We start from the raw sequence: 18426 nt of genomic DNA on the forward strand, positions 1-18426 counted from the left end.
TGGCATCCATGCCGTTGCAGCACCACTCGATGACCTTCCCGGTTCGAGAGCAACCGGAAGAGGTAACCCGGGCAACAGAGTCATGCCGTGGCATGACCTGTGCTGCGGTATTCCCGATTTGTCACAGCGGCATCCCGATTTGCCGCGAGAGCGGCAAACCGGGGTGGTGTGAGACGTCAGACGAACAGGTTCACGAGGCTTTCCAGATATTCCTGACGGCCGGATTTCGGCTGAGGCTCCAGATCGGCTCCGTGGACACGGTCCGCCAGGGCCTCAAGCGACGAGCCGCCGTTCAGGATTTCCGCGTTTTCCGGTTTTTGCCAGCCCTGGTAGCGATCGTCGACGAAGCCCTTCAACCGGCCGTCCTCGATCATGGCTGCCGCTGCCTTGAGGCCGCGCGCGATGGCGTCCGCCGATCCGACATGGGCCTGGATCAGGTCGACCGGGTCCAGCGACTGGCGGCGCAGCTTGGCATCGAAGTTGGTGCCGCCCGTGGTGAAACCGCCGTCCATCAGGATCTCGTAATAGGCAAGTGCCAGCTCAGGCACGTTCATGCCGAAATGGTCAGTGTCCCAGCCGCACTGGTAGTCGTTCCGGTTCATGTCGACGGATCCCAGAATTCCGAAGGAACGCGCCATGTGCAGTTCATGCTCGAAGGAATGGCCGGCCAGGATCGCATGGCCCTGCTCGATGTTCATCTTGACTTCGTTTTCAAGGCCATAAGCCTGGAGGAAACCGTAGACCGTCGCAACATCGTAGTCGTACTGGTGCTTGCTCGGTTCCTGCGGCTTCGGCTCGATCAGGATGGTGCCGGTGAAGCCGATCTTGTGCTTGTATTCCACGACCATGTTGAGGAACCGGCCGAGCTGATCAAGCTCCTGTTTGGCATTGGTGTTGAGAAGCGTCTCGTAGCCTTCGCGGCCACCCCAGAGCACGTAGTTCTGACCCTTCAGGCGATAGGTGACGTCCATGGCGTTCTTCACCTGGGCAGCGGCGTAGGCGAAGACGTCCGGATCCGGGTTGGTCGCGGCACCGCCCATGAACCGGCGGTTGGAGAACATGTTTGCCGTTCCCCAGAGCAGACCGATGCCCGTGTCGGCCATCTTTGCTTCGAAGATATCGGCAATGGCATTCACGTTGGCATTGCTTTCGGCCAGCGTCGCGCCTTCCGGTGCAATGTCACGGTCGTGGAAGGTGAAAAACGGCATTCCGAGGATCTGGAACATTTCGAAGGCGACATCCGCCTTGAACCGGGCCTGATCCATCGGATCACCGCCCGGGGCCATCCACGGACGCATGAAGGTTTCACCGCCGAACGGGTCACCGCCCGGCCAGCAGAAATTGTGCCAGTAGCAGACGGCAAGGCGCAGATGGTCTTCCATCCGCTTGCCAAGAACGACCTCGTCCTTGTTGTAGTGCCGGTAGGTCAGCGGATCGCGGCTGTCTGGTCCGGAATATTGAATAGGCTGCAGATCGCCAAAGAACCCAGTGCTCATGTCTTGCTCCTCAGAAGCCGGCTTGCTTGAATGCCGGGTAAAGTTTGCGCCAGCGCCCGTAGGCCTCGGCATAGTGTTCGTTTAAGGCTGGGACCGGATCTATGCTCGTCTTGAGCGCCGGTTTGCCGAATATCCCGTCCGTTGAGCCGTTTGCGGCGGCCTGCCCGAGGCGCGCGGCGCCCAGTGATGCACCGAAATCGCCATCCACCGGCACATCAACGGTCACATTCAGGAGACTGGCAATAATCTCCAGCCACGTCTGCGACCTCGATCCGCCGCCCACGGCAAGCACGCGATCAATTTTCGTACCAGCCACGCTCAGCGCATCCAGACAGTCCTTCAGCGCGAAGGCGACCCCGTCGAGAACGGCATGGGTCAGCACGGCGTCATCGGTCTCGTGCGAGATGCCGGCGAACCCGGCACGTATATCGACGTCGTTGTGCGGCGTGCGTTCACCGCCAAGGTAGGGAAGGAACGATACCGCGGATGGACCGGACACGCGTCCAAGCGCCTGTGTCAGCTCGCCCGGCGATTTCTTCACGATACCGGAAAGCCAGTTGAGACTGTCCGTCGCCGAGAGGATCACGCCCATCTGGTGCCAGGTTTGCGGCACGGCGTGGCAGAAGGCATGAACCGCACCACCGACATTCGGGGAAAACCGGTCATTGGTCACGAACAGGACACCGGAGGTTCCGAGCGAAACGAATGCGGACCCGGGATCGACCGCGCCGACGCCGCAGGCAGATGCCGCGTTGTCGCCACCGCCACCCGCGACCACCGGCGGCGTCGCAAACCCCCAACGCGCACTCAGATCCGGTTTCAGCGTTCCGGAGCTCTCCGAGCCTTCCACGAGCCGGGGCATTTTGCTGCGGTCGAGACCGGTTGCGGCGAGCAAGTCGTCGCTCCAGTCGCGCCTGGCGACATCCAGCCACAGCGTTCCGGCACTGTCGGACATGTCGCCCACATAGTCGCCGGTCAGCTTGAAGCGCACATAGTCCTTGGGAAGGAGGACCATCTCCGTCTTGGCGAAGACCTCAGGTTCGTTTTCGCGAACCCACTGCAGCTTGGGAGCGGTGAAACCGGGCATGACAAGATTGCCGCCGAGGGTCTGGAATTTCGGTTCGCTGCGTGTGAGTTCCTCGCACTGCTTGCCCGAGCGGCCGTCATTCCACAAGATGCAGGGGCGCAGGGGCCGGCCTTCGCGGTCAAGCAACACAGCGCCGTGCATATGCCCGGAGAGACCGATGCCCCTGACCGCTGCCAGCGCATCAGGAGCCTCAACTTTCAGGGCATCAAGCACGTTTTCGCAGGCGCGCCACCAGCTGTCGGGATCCTGTTCGGACCAGCCGGGATGCGGGCGCTCGACCGTTAGGTCAGAGGTCGCCGAGGCGATCAGGGATTGATCCTCCCCGAGCAGAATGGCTTTGACGGAACTTGTGCCGACGTCGAGACCGATAAACATGAGGTGCGTTCCTCAGAATTCGCCCAAAGGAAAGCCGGTCCCCGACATGAGGTCACGGCTCCAAAATACATGAATGCAACCAGTCTGCGCGCTTCTGCGCAGACTGGTCCGGTTTAGCTTGCTGCTTCTTCTTCCACAAGAGCGCCGGGACCCGGCGTTGCGCCGGGAGGGCACTTGCCGAGAATGATCATGCCCAGGACGTCATCGTCCGTGACGTCCGTTGTTTTCGCGGTGCCCACCAGCTGACCGTTTTTCATCACGGCAAGGCGGTCGCAGAGAGCGAAGACATCATGAATGTCGTGGCTGATCAGGAAAATGCCGAGCCCCTGCTTCTTCAGCTCCTCGATCAGTTCCGCCACCATCTGCGTCTCGTGCACGCCGAGCGCCGCGGTGGGTTCGTCCATGATCAGGATCTTGGCATTGAAGTAGACCGCGCGCGCAATGGCAACCGACTGGCGCTGACCGCCGGACAGGGCCTTCACCGGTGCGTGGAACTTCTTGAAGTTGGGGTTGAGCTTGCCCATGATCTTGCGGGTTTCCGCTTCCATGGCATCGTCATCCACGAACCCGAAGGGCGTCGTCAGCTCACGGCCGAGGAAGAGGTTCGAAGCCGCATCGAGATTGTCCGCCAGAGCAAGCGTCTGGTAGATCGTCTCGATGTTGTAGGAGCGGGCATCCCTCGGCGAGTGGATATGCGCCTCCTCGCCATTGATCAGGATCTGGCCGCTGTCCGCCTTGTAGGCTCCGGACAGGATCTTGATCAAGGTCGACTTGCCCGCGCCGTTGTGGCCCAGAAGGCCAACGACTTCACCCGGGAAAAGATCGACCGTGACGTGATCGACGGCGTGCACCCCGCCAAAGGAGATGCACATGTCCTTCATTTCTACGAGAGGTGTTGCCATGTCTTACTCTCCCGTGCGTTTGCGGTAGATGATGTCGACCAGAACGGCCACGACCAGAACGACGCCGACCACGATGTTCTGAAGCGGTGCGTCAACGCCGACCATTGCCATGCCGGATTGCAGCGACTGCATGATCAGGGCCCCGAGGATCGCGCCGTAGATCGTGCCGACGCCACCTGCGAGCGCCGTCCCGCCGATCACGGCCGCCGCGATCACGCGGAGCTCATCGAGTGTGCCGATATCGTTGGTCGAAAACCCGAGGCGGGCGGAAGCAACGGCCCCGGCGAGCGCGCACAGGCCGCCCATGATCGCGAAGATCTTGACTGTCAGGAAACGCGTGTTGATGCCCGAAAGCTCTGCCGCATCCGGGTTGCCACCCGTTGCGAAGATGTACCGGCCCAGGCGCGTCCGGCGGGCAACAACCGTCATGGCCACCGCCACGAGGATCAGGAGCACGACCGAATAGGGAATGCCGTAGCCGACCTCAAGCCCTTCAGGCATGGTTTCACCAACAGCCTCGAACATCCGTTTCAGGCGCGCCTGCGGTATGTGATAGGCGTTCAGGATCGCGACAAAACCGAGTATGGCAACCGTCGTGATTGCGCCAAGGACAAGCTCGGCCCATACGGGTTTGACCGGAAAGCCATGCGAGGCGCGGCGGCGGCGCGAAGCGACCTGCAGCCACAACACGATGCCGACCGCTAGAAGACCGAAGACCCAGGAGGCGGTCTCGCCCATTGTTCCGCCGATGCCGCCGAGCATCGTGAAGGTCTCGTTCAACGGGCCGATTGTCTGGCCGGACGTGATGAACCAGGCCACGTTCCGCCAGACCAGCAGACCGCCAAGCGTGACGATGAAGGCCGGAATGCCGAGGTAGCCGATCATCCAGCCCTGGAAGGCCCCGATCGCAACGCCGACACAGATCCCGGCAATCAGTGCAAGAACCCAGATCGCCGGATGACCAAGCCCGAGCACATCCGGATGCGCCAGGAGATCGGTCTGCACCACCGCCATGACGGCGGCAACGGTTGCCAGAAGGGAACCAACCGACAGATCAATGTGACGGGTGACGATAACAAACACCATGCCTGTCGCCATGATGGCGACGGAGACGGTCTGGATCGTCAGATTGAAGATATTGCGCGGCGTCAGGAAGCGGCCGTCGGTGAACACGTTGAAAACGAGGCAAAGGACAACAAAGGCCCCGATCATTCCCAATAGCCGCGTGTCGAGCTGCAGTGCCGCAAACAAGTTTCGGGCCGCCGGGCGGTTTGAGCCGGGCAGAGCGGTGTCGGACATAAAGGTAACTCCTGCTTGGAGACCAGTTCGCGTTTGCCGGGTGGTCTGCCCGGGGCGCTCTTCAGCCGCGCCCAGCCATTTGCGGCCCCGATCCTACGTCCGGGGCCGCGCTTTCGGCAAGTCTATCAGTTACAGGGAGCCGGTCCGCCGGACACGCCCTGACACAGATCTTCCTTGGAGATCCAGCCTGCATCGACAACAGCGCTCAGGTTGTCCTTTGTGATCGGAAGCGGCGCAAGGAACTTGGCGGTCAATTCCGTGCCACCGGGTGACGTCCAGCTGCCGGCACCGTCAACGGCCGACATTTCCGAACCGCCGGCAAGAGCGACGGCGATTTCACCGGCAGCCTTGCCGAGTTCACGCGCGTCCTTCCAGACGGACACGGTCTGCGTGCCCTTGGCAACGCGGTTCAGGGCAGCGTGGTCGCCATCCTGGCCGGAGACCGGAATGCCTTCCATGCCCTGTGCGGTCAATGCGGCCACAACACCGCCGGCAGTGCCGTCGTTGGAGGCAACCACGGCATCGACACCGTTGTCGTTTGCCGTCAGGATCTGCTCCATGTTGCGCTGTGCGTTCGCCGGCAGCCAGCCGTCGGTATAGGCCTCGCCGACAATCTTGATGTCGCCGGAATCAAGCGCTGCCTGCAGGACTTCCTGCTGACCGCCGCGGAGGAAGTCCGCGTTCGGATCGGTCGGGGACCCCTTGATCATGACGTAGTTGCCCTTCGGCTGCGCTGCGAGAACAGCAGCGGCCTGCATGCGGCCGACTTCGACGTTGTCGAAAGTCAGGTAGAAGGCGCGGGAGTCGTCGATCAGGCGGTCGTAGCCTACGACCGGGATGCCTTCATCGGCGGCAGCCTGGACAGCCGGGCCGATTGCCTGTGCGTCCTGCGCCAGGATGATCAGCGCCGTTGCGCCCTGTGCGATCAGAGCTTCAACGTCGGAGAGCTGCTTGGCGGAAGAGCTCTGCGCATCGGCGGAAATGTATTTCGCACCGGCCGCATCCAGAGCGCCCTTGATGGCTGCTTCGTCGGTCTTCCAGCGTTCTTCCTGGAAATTCGACCAGCTCACGCCGACAACAATGTCATCTGCCTGGGCGGCGGTAAGAGCGGTCGCGGACAAAAGGGCGCCCGCCAGCAAAGTGGTAATTTTACGCATCGCGATGTTTCCTCCAGTTGGCCCGGCATGCGTGTCAGCCGAGCCGAAAAATGCACTTGGTCAGCCGGCACTTTGTTGCAGTGCCGCATATGGGACAGCCTTGTTGTTATTTTTTTTGGTGCCCGAAAAAAAGTTGCAGGAAAGCGTTGCTCCTGTCAACATGGTTTTGCAAAACTCTGTTCGAAGAGGCTATAAATTGTCGGCGAAACAGAGAAAAACCGGGAGAAACCCGGGGCAGAGGAAACATCTTAGGAAGAGCTGAGCGAGCATGACACGCAAGGCGGACCGGGACCAGATCCGGCGGCAAAATCGAAGTATTGTACTCCAGGCGCTGCGCAGAAGCGGTCCGATGGCGCGGATCGATCTCGGCCAGATCACCCGCCTGAGCCCCGCAACCGTGACCGCGATCACCTCCGATCTTCTGGATCAGGGACTGATCGTCAGTCTGGAGAGCGAAGAACCCAAGGCGCCGCAGGCGCGCGGACGCCCGAGAACCCTCCTGAAACTGTCTCCAGGAGCCGTTTTCATCATCTGCGCACGCCTTTCGGTGAACAATATCGACCTTTCGCTGGTCAATTTTGCGGGCGAAGTCGTCCTGGACAGGCGGATCAAGTTCGACAGCACGTCCGCGGACGCAACCAGTTTTCCGCAAACCTTCATTGTGGCAATCCGGGGGTTCCTCGACGAGGCAGGGGTCGATCCTGCCCATGTCTGCGAGATCGGTGTCGCGGCGCAGGGGGTTGTCGAGACGGAAACGGGACAGGTTGCCTGGAGCCCGGCCTTTGCCGGGCGCGGTATTCCGGTGGTCGCGCCACTGCAGGACGCGTTTGGCGCCGAGTGTTACATTTCCAACGACACCAACATGATAACCGAGGCCCTGCATTGGTCGGACCCCAACCGCTACAGCGGCACCTTTGCCGTGATCATGCTGGATTACGGGGTCGGCATGGGGCTCTATCTCAATAACCAGCTGTTCTCCGGCGCCAGCGGAACCGCGGCCGAGTTCGGTCACGCGAATCACATCCCGGGGGGCGCCCTGTGCCGCTGCGGCAAACGCGGCTGCCTGGAAGCCTACCTGTCGGACTATGCCCTGATCCGGGCCGCAAGCCACCTTCCCGAAGACACCGACCCGGTCAGCATAAAAGCAGGGGTGCGCGGCCTCGCGCAGCTTCTGGAGCGCGCGGGCAACGGTGACCAGGATGCCCTCAGGGCCTTTCAGGATGCAGGCCGGGTCCTCGGCTTCGGAATTGCCCGGGTCATCGCGATGATTGATCCAAAACGGCTGGTTCTCACTGGAGCGGCCGTCCGTGCCTTTTCCTACATGGAAAAGTCGATGTGGGATGGGCTTGAAGAAGCGCTTGTTGCGGATCTGCGGAACAATTTCTCGCTTGATGTCATGCCGTGGAACGAGGACTTCATTCGCAGCGGCCTGATCGCGCAATCGATGGAGCGTCTGGACAAGGATTTTCTAGGCAAGGCCTCGTCGCGCGGCACGACGACCGGACGCACAGACAGCCAGGAGGTATCGGCGTGACGGGCCCATCGAGACTTGCCTTGACGGCGGCCCTTGCCGGGCTGATCTGGCACGTGCCTGCTCAGGCGGACCCTGACCTTCCGCCCTGGAGCGAAAAGGCGATCCAAGAAGACATCGACATCAACCAGCTGGCAAGATCCGGCCAGGACCCCATCCCCGTGCTGCAACCGCTCGGGGAACATCTCTTCTCCGCCAAGTTCACCAGCCTTGACGGAGCAGGCCGCCCGGATGCGACCGGGGCCATCGTTCCAACCAAGGTCCGCCGCCAGTCACATCTCACGTTCCAGCGGCTTGCCGGACCCGATGCCAATGCATGTGCATCGTGCCACAACGAACCGGTTGTCGGAGGTGCCGGGTCGTTCACGGCCAACGTGTTCGTATCGGAGGGCTTTGAAAGCGCGGATTTCGATACGATCGACCCGCAGTTTTCAAACGAGCGCAATACCAACGCGATCCAGGGTGCCGGCCTGATCGAACTGCTTGCGCGGGAAATGACGCGCGAGCTTCGCGCGCAACGACGGGAGGCGTTGAAGACGGCGCGTGCCAGCGGCGAGCCGGAAACGGTTCCGCTCGCCACCAAGGATGTTTCATTCGGCAGCATCACCGCCTATCCTGACGGCACGCTGGATGTTGCCGCGCTTGACGGTGTCGATGATGACCTGACAATCCGGCCCTTCAGCCAGAAGGGCGTGTTTGCCTCGCTGCGCCAGTTCACCGTCAACGCCATGAATGCGCATCACGGGATCCAGCCGAGCGAGCGGTTCGGCCCGATGTGGACCGGTACCGACGACTTCGACGCCGACGGGTTCACCGCCGAGATGTCGGCCGGGCAGATTTCCGCGCTTGTGGCTTGGCAGGCTACGTTACCGGCACCGACGCGCAGGGAAGATCTGCCCGAGATCTGGAAGAGCGCCGGCGCAAAGGGCGAGCGCACATTCGGCGAGATCGGATGCGCCGCGTGCCACAAGCCCGCCCTGCCACTGGACTCACTGGTCTTCCACGACCCCGGGCCCTACGACACCGCCGGAACACTCCGCCAGAGCGACATGGACGAACCGCTTGCCCTCGATCTTGCATCCCTCGACTGGGTGCAGTCACTGCCAAGGGATGACGAAGGGCGGGTACTGGTTCCTCTTTTCGGCGACCTCAAGCGCCACCGGATCGCGGATGCGCAGAACGATACGTTCGGCAACGAACTGCTGGCGCAGAGATTCGTGGCGAGGGATGTCTTAATCACGGCTGAGCTTTGGGGCATCGGCAGTACGGCGCCCTACGGGCATCGCGGTGATCTTACCACGCTTGACGAGGCCATCCTGGCGCATGGCGGGGCTGCAAAGGCCAGCCGCGACGCCTATGCCGGTCTTGCCGAAAGCGAACGGCAATCGGTGATCGCGTTTCTGCGCAGCCTGGAGATCGCACCATGAACCGCGCTGGTTTTCGACTCAGGGCCTTTCTGGCGCTCACCGCCTGCACGGTGATGACACTCCCCTCCAGGGCAGACGACACGCAAGCGTCCGCTGCCCCTGTTCCGCAGTTTGCCGAAGAAGCGCAACGGGCAGGAATCGACCACAGCTACGACGGCGCATGGGAGTATTTCGTCGGCGGCGGTTCCGCGATCTTCGACTGCAACGGCGACCGGCGGCCGGATCTCTTCGTGGCCGGGGGCAAAAATCCTGCTCAGCTTTTCATGAACCAGAGCCCGACCGGCGGCGCGTTTCAATTCACACCCGTCGACACCCAGGTTGACGGCAAGAGCATGACAAAAGTGCTCGGAGCCTATCCGCTCGATCTCGACAATGACGACATCCTCGATCTGGTTCTCCTGCGGCTGGGCGAAAACCTCCTGTTGAAGGGAAAGGGCGACTGCACATTCGAAGTCGCCAACCGGGCGCTTGCGTTCCAGGGCGGACGCGAATGGACAACCGCCTTTTCGGCAACCTATGAAGCCGGGCTCGATTTTCCGACACTTGCCTTCGGAAACTACGTGGATCGCTCGCAGCCCGGCGCGCCCTGGGGCACCTGTCACGACAATTTCCTGTTCCGTCCGGAACAGGACGGCAACAGTGCACTTTCCTATCCGGAGCCCGTACGCCTTTCCCCCGGCTACTGTGCACTATCGATCCTCTTCACCGACTGGAATCGGTCCGGGGAACCGTCCTTGCGGGTCTCAAACGATCGCCACTATTACCGCGGCGGCCAGGAACAGCTCTGGGCCGTTCCTTCGAACCGTCCGCCGCGCCCGTACCGCAAGACGGACGGCTGGCAGCACCTGAAAATCTGGGGCATGGGCATCGCCTCCGTCGATCTGGATGTGGACGGTTTTCCGGAATACGCGCTCACCAGCATGGGCGACACAAAGCTTCAGAAACTGGATGTGGAAACGGATGAAACCGTTCCCGTCTACCAGGATATCGCCTTCGACCTCGGCGTCACCGCGCACCGCCCCTATTCCGGCGAGGATCTGAAACCCTCGACCGGCTGGCACTCGGAGTTTCAGGACGTCAACAATGACGGACTGTGGGATCTCTTCATTGCAAAGGGCAATGTCGAGGCAATGCCGGATTTCGCGGCTTTCGATCCGGACAATCTCCTGATCGGTCAATGGACCGGAAAATTTGTCGAAGCAGGCGATCTTGCCGGCATCGGCCTGGACCGCAGGGGACGCGGTGCAGGACTGGCCGACTTCAATTCAGACGGTCTGCTCGATCTCGTGGTGGTCAACAGGGCCGCACCGGTCAGCCTGTTCCGCAATCTCGGACTGGGAACGCAAGCCTCCCCACGCCCGCTCGGCAACTGGCTTGCCATCGACGTCCGTCAACCAGGCAAGGTCAACACGCGCGCGGTTGGCGCGAAAATCAGCGTCAAGACCGGCAACCGTACAGTGGTAAAGGACATTCAGGTTGGAGGCGGACACGCCTCCGGGCAGATGGGGTTTGTCCATTTCGGCCTGGGTGTCGCGGAAAGAGCAAATATCAGGATCAAGTGGCCGGACGGCGACTGGAGCCACGCCTACCGCGTCTTTGCCAACGGTCACGTGATTATCGAGCGCGGCGCGGAAAAGGCCAGGCTCTGGTACCCGGAGTGAGTGCCGTCCGCGCAAGGGCCAAAGGAACGTCCGATGGACTTCAGCTTCTTTCACTCCAGATTTGCCACGACCGGTGACGATCGGCCCGTGCTGGCCATACCCGAAATCGGACTGAAGCTGCGGGTTCGCATGACGCCCGGACAAAGCAACGGTGCCATGAGCATCATCGAGACCGAGAATGCACCCGGTTTCGGACCTCCGCTTCATCGCCACCGGGAAACGGAAATCTTCCGCGTGCTTGAAGGCAGATATCTCTACGAAATAGACAGCAAACGGTTTTACGCCGAAGCAGGGGACGTTGTGACGATCCCGGGCGGCAGCGCACACGCCTTCCGCAATGAGAGCGACAAGCCGGCCCGGCAATTCATCGTCATCTGCCCCGCCCTTGATGCAACGGGCTTTTTTACCGGTCTCGGCGAGGTGATGAGGCAAGGGCATCCGGATACGGATGCGCTCAATCTATTCAGCCGCACGTGGCAGGTCGAGTTTCTCGGTCCGCCCTTGAAATAAAACTTTCTTTCCTGTGAACAAACCGAAATGAACCATGCGGGGAAACCGCGGTTCAGCGCATTGGCCACATTCCGCGCTATTGTTTCAAGGTGCAATGTGGTCGGCGGACAATTGCAATCGGGTCTGTGGGCAGGAACCCGCGTTGCAATGTGCTCCGCTGAAAGTGGGTAGCAAAATGATCATCGGTTTTCTGGGCGGTGCCATTCTCTATGGCGCGGTTACACTTGTGTTCCTGATTTTCCTGACGGCGGATCTGGTGGATGACTTCCAGGACACGCATATTCGTCTGGCCAGGGTCTTTTTCGTGTCCGTGTTCTGGCCTGTGAGCCTTCTGGTCGTCGCTGCACGTTTATTGCACTCCCGTCTTGCCGCTGTGCCGCTTGCGTTCGCCAACCTGCGAAACCGGACCGCTTCGCGGCCGCTGCACCAAACGGTGTCGTCGACTTAAGCTGGAAATCGTTTCACCCTCTCTTTGGATTTTTGTCTATTTCGACTCCATGCCTTCTGTGTGTGCAGGTCGAAATATTGCCCTAACCGCCTGTGATCAAAGCGGTTTATTTCTGACTTTTCTTCTCAAGTTTATAATTGTTCTAAAAAAATTTGACTAACTGTTCAAATTTTTGCCCAATACCCCCAGAGCTTCCTCAAAAGAAGGAAGCCAAACCGACACATGATCGCCAACCTTCCGGAGATCGACATGACCCAGACCAAAGCCGGCCCGGACATAGCCGCCGGACGCCTGCACCAGGATGCATACGCGGAAAACTTCAGCGATCTGCACCCGCTGCTCGAAACGCACGAAGCCCAGGTTGAAGCCGACCGCTGCTATTTCTGCTACGACGCACCCTGCATGCAGGCTTGCCCGACGAGCATCGACATCCCCCAATTCATCCGCCAGATCTCGACCGGAAATCCGGACGGATCGGCCAAGACGATTTTCGAGCAGAACATTCTTGGCGGCATGTGCGCCCGCGTCTGCCCGACAGAAACGCTCTGTGAGCAGGTTTGCGTACGCGAAGTCGCTGAAGGCAAACCGGTGAAGATTGGCCAGCTGCAACGCTACGCAACGGATCACTACATGTCCGGGCATGACGAAACGCCATTCACGCGGGCGGCTTCGACAGGCAAGAAAGTTGCCGTCGTGGGCGCCGGCCCGGCGGGCCTTTCCTGTGCGCACAGGCTGGCGGTCCACGGCCACGATGTCACGCTGTTCGACGCCCGCGACAAGGCCGGCGGGCTGAACGAATACGGGATTGCGTCCTATAAATCGGTCGACAATTTCGCTGCGCGCGAAGTCGAGTTCATTCTCACCATCGGCGGCATCGACCTGAATACAGGCATGCGTCTGGGCGACAATCTCGATCTTGCCGAACTGCGGGCAACACATGATGCCGTTTTCCTGGCGATCGGTCTTGGTGGCGTCAACGCGCTCGGCAAGGACAACGAAAGCCGCGGCGGCGTCCTGAATGCAGTCGACTACATCTCCGATATCCGGCAGGCCGATGATCTTGGGCGGTTGCCGGTCGGACGCCATGTGGTGGTGATCGGCGGAGGCATGACGGCGGTCGATATAGCCGTTCAAAAGAAGCTTCTCGGCGCTGAAGACGTGACGATCGTCTACCGGCGTGACCAGGACCGCATGAACGCATCGAAGTTCGAACAGGATCTTGCCCAGACCTCCGGTGTGAAGATCCTGACCAATGCCCAGCCGCATGCGCTTTCGGTCGAAGACGGGCATATCAGTTCAATCGAGCTTGAGCGGACGACGACCGGCGAAGACGGCTCGCTTCAGGGGACCGGCGAAATCCTGTCGCTGCGCGCCGACATGGTTTTCAAGGCCGTCGGACAGACACTGGTCCAGGACGATCTCGACGCCTCGCTTTCTCTTGAAAAGGGCCGGATCGTGGTCGGTGCAGACCGCAGGACAAACCTTGGCGACGTCTGGGCCGGTGGCGACTGCGTGCTCGGAGGTGAAGACCTGACCGTCACCGCCGTCGAAGACGGAAAAGTTGCCGCGGAAAGCATCAACGCCGCGTTGAGCGCGTGAGCATCGCACGGCATTTCGAATTGAGAGGAGAAGCAGATGGCTGACCTTCGTACAGATTTTATCGGAATCAAATCACCCAATCCGTTCTGGCTGGCTTCGGCGCCACCGACGGACAAGGAATACAACGTCGTGCGTGCTTTCAAGGCCGGCTGGGGTGGCGTGGTCTGGAAGACTCTTGGAGAAGACCCGGCAGTCGTCAATGTCAACGGCCCGCGCTACGGTGCCATTCACGGCAAGGACCGCCAACTGATCGGCCTCAACAATATCGAGCTGATCACGGACCGCCCCCTTGAGATCAATCTTCAGGAGATCAAGAGGGTCAAACGCGACTGGCCGGACCGGGCTCTTGTCGTGTCGCTGATGGTGCCCTGCGAGGAGCAGAACTGGATTGACATCCTCAAACGCGTCGAGGAAACGGAAGCCGACGGCGTGGAACTAAATTTCGGCTGTCCGCACGGGATGAGCGAGCGCGGCATGGGCTCCGCCGTAGGCCAGGTGCCCGAATACATCGAGATGGTCACCCGCTGGGTCAAAAAACATTCGCGCATGCCCTGCATCGTGAAACTGACGCCGAACATCACCGATGTGCGTAAACCGGCACGGGCCGCAAAGGAAGGCGGTGCCGACGCGGTTTCGCTGATCAACACCATCAACTCCATTATGGGTGTCGATCTTGACGAAATGGCGCCGTCACCGTCGGTCGACGGCAAGGGTGCACATGGCGGCTATTGCGGCCCCGCGGTCAAGCCGATCGCGCTCAACATGGTTGCCGAAATCGCACGCGATCCAGAGACACACGGGCTGCCGATTTCGGGTATTGGCGGTGTAACCGAGTGGAAGGATGCCGCCGAGTTCATGGCGCTCGGTGCCGGTTCCGTTCAGGTCTGCACCGCGGCCATGACCTACGGTTTCAAGGTTGTCGAGGACATGATCGAAGGCCTCAGCGACTGGATGGACCGGAAGGGGTACACGTCCGTCGACCAGTTCATCGGCAGCGCGGTTCCAAATGTGTCGGACTGGCAGTTTCTCAACCTGAACTACATCGCCAAGGCAAAGATCGATCAGGATCTCTGCATCAAGTGCGGGCGTTGCCACATCGCCTGCGAAGACACATCGCACCAGGCGATCACAAGCATGGTCAACGGCGAGCGCCGCTTCGAGGTGATCGACGAGGAATGCGTCGGGTGTAACCTGTGCGTCAATGTCTGCCCGGTGGAGAACTGCATCACCATGGAGCCGATGGCTGCCGGCAGCATCGACCCGCGCACGAAGAAACCGGTCGAGAAGGACTATGCCAACTGGACCACGCATCCGAACAATCCGATGGCGGTCAAGGACGCGGCGGAATAAATCCACCCAACAAGTTCACGGCGCAGGCGAGCCACCGGTTCGCCTGCGCTTTGTCGTTTGTTGCAAGATTGAAGTCTGCCGGTCGTCCCATTAGCCTAGCTTGCGTTTAGTCAGGGTGGGCCTTCATGAACGATTCGCGTGTTCTCCTCGCAGCCTCGATCGGCCTTTGCGCCGTCATCGGTATCTGGGGCGTGGCCGATCCTGCCAGCCTGCAGTCAATTGCCAAGGAAATCGTCGATCAGTATTTCATCAGCCGCGGCTGGTTCGTGATGCTGTCGGTCACGATCATGCTGCTGTTCTGTCTCGGCCTCACCGTAACGAAATTCGGCGATATCCGTCTTGGCGCGGACACGGACAGGCCCGAATATTCGACGCCCACCTGGATTGCGATGCTGTTTGCTGCGGGAATGGGCGTCGGACTGCTGTTCTGGGCCGTGGCCGAACCGCTCACACATTACTACCTCGCCAGCCAGGCAATCCCGGCCCCGATCGCCGCTGAACAGGCGCTGCTGGCCTCGAATTTCAACTGGGGTATTCATGCCTGGGCGATCTACGGCACAACCGCACTGACGATTGCCTATTTCAGCTTCCGGCGCGGGACGCCGATGCTGGTCAGCGCGCCGGTCAAGAACCTGTTTCCGGGAGAAACATGGGCGAACGCAGTCGGCTGGTTTTCCGATTTCATGGCAATCGCCGCGATTGCCATCGGCGTCGGTGGATCAGTTGCCATGGGTGTCTTTCAGGTCGCCGACGGCGTCACCGTTCTTTTCGGAGGCGGGGCAACGCCATCCTATCTGGTCTGGGGTGTTTTCCTGGTCATGATCGCGGCCTATATCCCACCGCTGCTGGTCGATCTCGGCAGCGGCATGGCGAAACTCTCCAACATCGCGATGGGCCTTGCGATCGCGCTGGTCGCCTACACGATCATTCTCGGGCCGTCCGAATTTCTGCTCAACTCGGTCGTCAGCGGGATTGGTATGTATGTCGCCGAGGTGATCCCGCGCGGCCTGCAGACCTTCACGTTCTTCGGTGACGAGACCACACAGTGGTTCCGCGACTGGACGCTGACCTACATGGTCTGGTGGATCGCCTGGGGACCGTTTGTCGGCGTGTTCGTCGCTCGCATTTCAAAGGGCCGCACGATCCGGGAATTCGTGTTGGGGGTGCTGATCGGGCCGACGCTGTTTTCAACGATTTGGTTCGGTGCCTTCGGCGGTGTCGGCCTCTATGAAACACTCAACGGCCAGGGCGAACTGCTTGCACTCACGCAGACCAATGTCGAGCGCATGACGTTCGCGCTGCTCGACCGGCTGCCCTTCGCGACACTCACAACTGTTGCGACAATCGCCGCCGCGTTCCTGTTCATCGTCACGAGCGTGGTAAGCGCTGCCTTCGTGCTCGGCATGTTTTCAACCGGTGGCAATCCAGATCCGAGTGCAAAGGTCCGGGTCATCTGGGGTGGGCTGCTGGGAATCCTCGGTGCCGCCATGATCCTGTCCGGCTCGATGAATGCGGTCAAAACCCTGATCGCGCTCGGTGCGCTGCCGTTCGTGTTCATTACCGTGCTTTTGATGGTGTGCCTGACAAAGGCACTCCTGCAGGACAGCAAGAAGGAGCTGGACAATGCTGATCGGTGATCCCGTCGATACTTTTTTGAATCTGGGCACCTTTGCCTTTATCGGTGCCATGGTCTGGATCCTTATGCGCCGGCCTTCCGGCTGAGGTCCCGGAGACCTTTCAAAGCCAGCCGGACAGGTCAGGGCGGGTCAGCATCAGCCAGACTATGGCAAGAACGGAAGCAAAGGCCGGGAAACCGAAGGCGAACCAGATCCGGTAAAGCCTGTGATACGCATCGGGAAGCGCCTCCCCGCTGCGGGCAGCGATCACGGCGAGATTGCGCATCCGCAACTGGATCAGGACCACGGGCAACCAGAAAACACCGACAATCACATAAAGGCACAATGACAGGAGAACCCAGCCTTCGGTGAGCGGCCAGCCGATCTCGCGCGTCAGCAGATACCCGGTAACGGGCTGAAGGACCGCGGCCGTTGCGGTGAAGACCGTGTCGGCCAGCACGACAATCCCTGCAACATGCGCAATCAGAGCCGGATTGCCGGACCGGTTGGACATGACCATGAAGAAGGCGATGCCTGCGCCCGTGCCGAGCAGAACGCAGGCGCCGATCACATGCGCGAACCGGAGCAGTTCGTACCACATCACCGGTCCTCCAGAACGAGCGGGACGATGAGTGCAAGCATGATGGCCGGCAGAACCTTGACGAAGACCCCGAGCGGGTCCAGCCAGAGATGCGGTGTCAGCAGTGTTCCTGCGCCCAGATAACCGAAGGAGACCGCGATCATCCCAAAACATGCGAGCTTGGTCCAGCGCCGGAAGAGGACACCGATACCCAGGATCAGATCGATGATCGATCCGCCGATAACCGCCGTTGCCGCAAGAGACTGGGAAACACCCTGATCTGTGAGGACGGCTTTGGCAGCCTTTAGCGAAACAAGGCCGATAGCGCCCGACAGGATCCAGAACAGCGACAGGCATCCGATCGCAAGCGGCAGCAAAAGGTAAAGCCGAGCGAAACTGCGTTCCTGTGCCGTTGCCGGCAGATGCTCCAGTGTCTCGCTGAGGGACCTGAAGGCCTGACCTCCGACGTTCTTCCAGACCGCCGGGTCGCCGGTAATGCCGCCCTGGAGCGACAACAGCGCATTCGTTCTGAGCGGTGAGCGCCAGCCGAGCCATCCAAGAGCATCCGCGATCCTGCCGGCGAGCCTGACCGACCAATCCGGCAGCGTCAGCCTGTACCGCCAGGCCGGATATCCCAGCCAGCGGCGGACAGCCTGCGTCAGTTCCGCGAAAGTCTGCCCCCCATCCTCGGTAAGGTCGGCCACAAAACGGCTGCCGAGCCTCCCGTCCGCAGTCTCGGCAACGGCCGCGGCCAGATCTTCAACGTCGACTGTCCTGATCACCGCTTTCGGCACGATCATGGTCTGAACCAGGGGGAAGGCGGCGGCGGCCCGCAACAAGGCTGTGCCGCCATAGGCCTGCGCACCGACAACCAGAACAGGACGCAGGACGATCCAGTCAATATCGGACGCCATGAGGATGGCATCGCCGCGCGCCTTGCTGCGGAAGAAGTCGGTTGGAGCGTCCTCTGCAACACCGGCGGCCGAAATCTGCACGAACCTTGTCTCGCTGCCCGCCAGAGCCTCGCAGATGCTCCGGATCGCCGTTTCGTGGATGGCCGCCAGGTTGTCGCGCGCGCCATCCTGCAGGGCGCCCGATGCATTGACGACAACGTCTGCTCCCTGAAGGAGACGTTTCCAGTCACCTGGAGAAACCTCCGCGATGTCCCTGAATACCCATTCGATACCGGGTGGCATTTTCGCTGCCGCTTCCCGGGAACGGCCGATGCCCGTGACGGAGAAGCCCTGGCTCCGCAGCGCCTTTACGCAAGCCGCCCCGATGAAGCCGTAGGCACCGAGTACAACAGCTGTCTTCTTCATCCGCATTGCCCCCACGGCGGTATGTGCAGGATCATTCAGCTGCACGGATGACCTTTTTAATGCAAAAAG

Annotated in this window: 15 protein-coding genes; 8 read left to right on the forward strand and 7 right to left on the reverse strand. The window is 60.8% G+C overall.

What is annotated here, in order from left to right; genetic code table 11:
• Nucleotides 1-176: 176 nt before the first annotated feature.
• The 5 genes from xylA to xylF form a co-directional block, all read right to left on the reverse strand.
• Nucleotides 177-1496: a xylose isomerase gene (gene xylA, locus RBB49_RS10515; RefSeq protein ID WP_306142713.1), complete on the reverse strand. Its 1320-nt coding sequence runs from the start codon at nucleotides 1494-1496 to the stop codon at nucleotides 177-179.
• A gap of 10 nt (nucleotides 1497-1506) precedes the next feature.
• A complete protein-coding gene (xylB, locus tag RBB49_RS10520) occupies nucleotides 1507-2958 on the reverse strand; it encodes a xylulokinase (RefSeq protein WP_306142714.1) in 1452 nt (483 codons plus the stop codon).
• 113 nt (nucleotides 2959-3071) lie between these two features.
• Nucleotides 3072-3839 (reverse strand): ATP-binding cassette domain-containing protein, encoded by a 768-nt coding sequence (locus RBB49_RS10525; protein WP_306142782.1) that lies wholly within the window; start codon nucleotides 3837-3839, stop codon nucleotides 3072-3074.
• Between the two features lie 24 nt (nucleotides 3840-3863).
• Nucleotides 3864-5159: a sugar ABC transporter permease gene (locus tag RBB49_RS10530; protein ID WP_306142717.1), complete on the reverse strand. Its 1296-nt coding sequence runs from the start codon at nucleotides 5157-5159 to the stop codon at nucleotides 3864-3866.
• Nucleotides 5160-5284: 125 nt separating this feature from the next.
• Nucleotides 5285-6316 carry a D-xylose ABC transporter substrate-binding protein gene (gene xylF, locus RBB49_RS10535; protein ID WP_306142718.1) on the reverse strand — a complete coding sequence of 344 codons (1032 nt, stop codon included), beginning with the start codon at nucleotides 6314-6316 and terminating at the stop codon, nucleotides 5285-5287.
• Nucleotides 6317-6584: 268 nt separating this feature from the next.
• Here xylF and RBB49_RS10540 point away from each other — a divergent pair, with 268 nt between their 5' ends.
• The 8 genes from RBB49_RS10540 to RBB49_RS10575 all read left to right on the forward strand — a co-directional run bounded on the left by RBB49_RS10540 (nucleotide 6585) and on the right by RBB49_RS10575 (nucleotide 16479).
• Entirely contained in the window at nucleotides 6585-7850 is a 1266-nt protein-coding gene (locus RBB49_RS10540) for an ROK family transcriptional regulator (RefSeq protein WP_306142719.1), read from the forward strand.
• Nucleotides 7847-9274 (forward strand): di-heme oxidoredictase family protein, encoded by a 1428-nt coding sequence (locus RBB49_RS10545; RefSeq protein ID WP_306142720.1) that lies wholly within the window; start codon nucleotides 7847-7849, stop codon nucleotides 9272-9274. Before RBB49_RS10540 ends, RBB49_RS10545 begins: the two co-directional genes overlap by 4 nt.
• Nucleotides 9271-10935 (forward strand): CRTAC1 family protein, encoded by a 1665-nt coding sequence (locus RBB49_RS10550; protein ID WP_336623414.1) that lies wholly within the window; start codon nucleotides 9271-9273, stop codon nucleotides 10933-10935. The genes RBB49_RS10545 and RBB49_RS10550 overlap by 4 nt, the downstream gene beginning before the upstream one ends.
• Before the next feature lie 33 nt (nucleotides 10936-10968).
• Complete coding sequence (locus tag RBB49_RS10555; RefSeq protein WP_306142721.1) at nucleotides 10969-11445, forward strand: cupin domain-containing protein; 477 nt, start codon at nucleotides 10969-10971, stop codon at nucleotides 11443-11445.
• Between the two features lie 175 nt (nucleotides 11446-11620).
• A complete protein-coding gene (locus RBB49_RS10560) occupies nucleotides 11621-11893 on the forward strand; it encodes a hypothetical protein (RefSeq protein WP_306142722.1) in 273 nt (90 codons plus the stop codon).
• A 249-nt stretch (nucleotides 11894-12142) separates the two neighbouring features.
• Nucleotides 12143-13492 carry an NAD(P)-dependent oxidoreductase gene (locus tag RBB49_RS10565; protein ID WP_306142723.1) on the forward strand — a complete coding sequence of 450 codons (1350 nt, stop codon included), beginning with the start codon at nucleotides 12143-12145 and terminating at the stop codon, nucleotides 13490-13492.
• A 36-nt stretch (nucleotides 13493-13528) separates the two neighbouring features.
• A complete protein-coding gene (preA, locus tag RBB49_RS10570; RefSeq protein WP_306142724.1) occupies nucleotides 13529-14842 on the forward strand; it encodes an NAD-dependent dihydropyrimidine dehydrogenase subunit PreA in 1314 nt (437 codons plus the stop codon).
• 125 nt (nucleotides 14843-14967) lie between these two features.
• Nucleotides 14968-16479 (forward strand): BCCT family transporter, encoded by a 1512-nt coding sequence (locus tag RBB49_RS10575; protein WP_306142725.1) that lies wholly within the window; start codon nucleotides 14968-14970, stop codon nucleotides 16477-16479.
• Between the two features lie 100 nt (nucleotides 16480-16579).
• Here the strand turns inward: RBB49_RS10575 and RBB49_RS10580 are convergent, their stop codons facing one another.
• Both RBB49_RS10580 and RBB49_RS10585 read right to left on the reverse strand, forming a co-directional pair.
• Nucleotides 16580-17059, reverse strand: a complete 480-nt coding sequence (locus RBB49_RS10580) for a DUF2269 domain-containing protein (RefSeq protein WP_306142726.1) — start codon at nucleotides 17057-17059, stop codon at nucleotides 16580-16582.
• A complete protein-coding gene (locus RBB49_RS10585; protein ID WP_306142727.1) occupies nucleotides 17059-18357 on the reverse strand; it encodes an SDR family oxidoreductase in 1299 nt (432 codons plus the stop codon). The genes RBB49_RS10580 and RBB49_RS10585 overlap by 1 nt, the downstream gene beginning before the upstream one ends.
• Between the last annotated feature and the right edge of the window lie 69 nt (nucleotides 18358-18426).

This window comes from Roseibium sp. MMSF_3412 (genome assembly GCF_030733265.1).
Lineage (GTDB): Bacteria > Pseudomonadota > Alphaproteobacteria > Rhizobiales > Stappiaceae > Roseibium.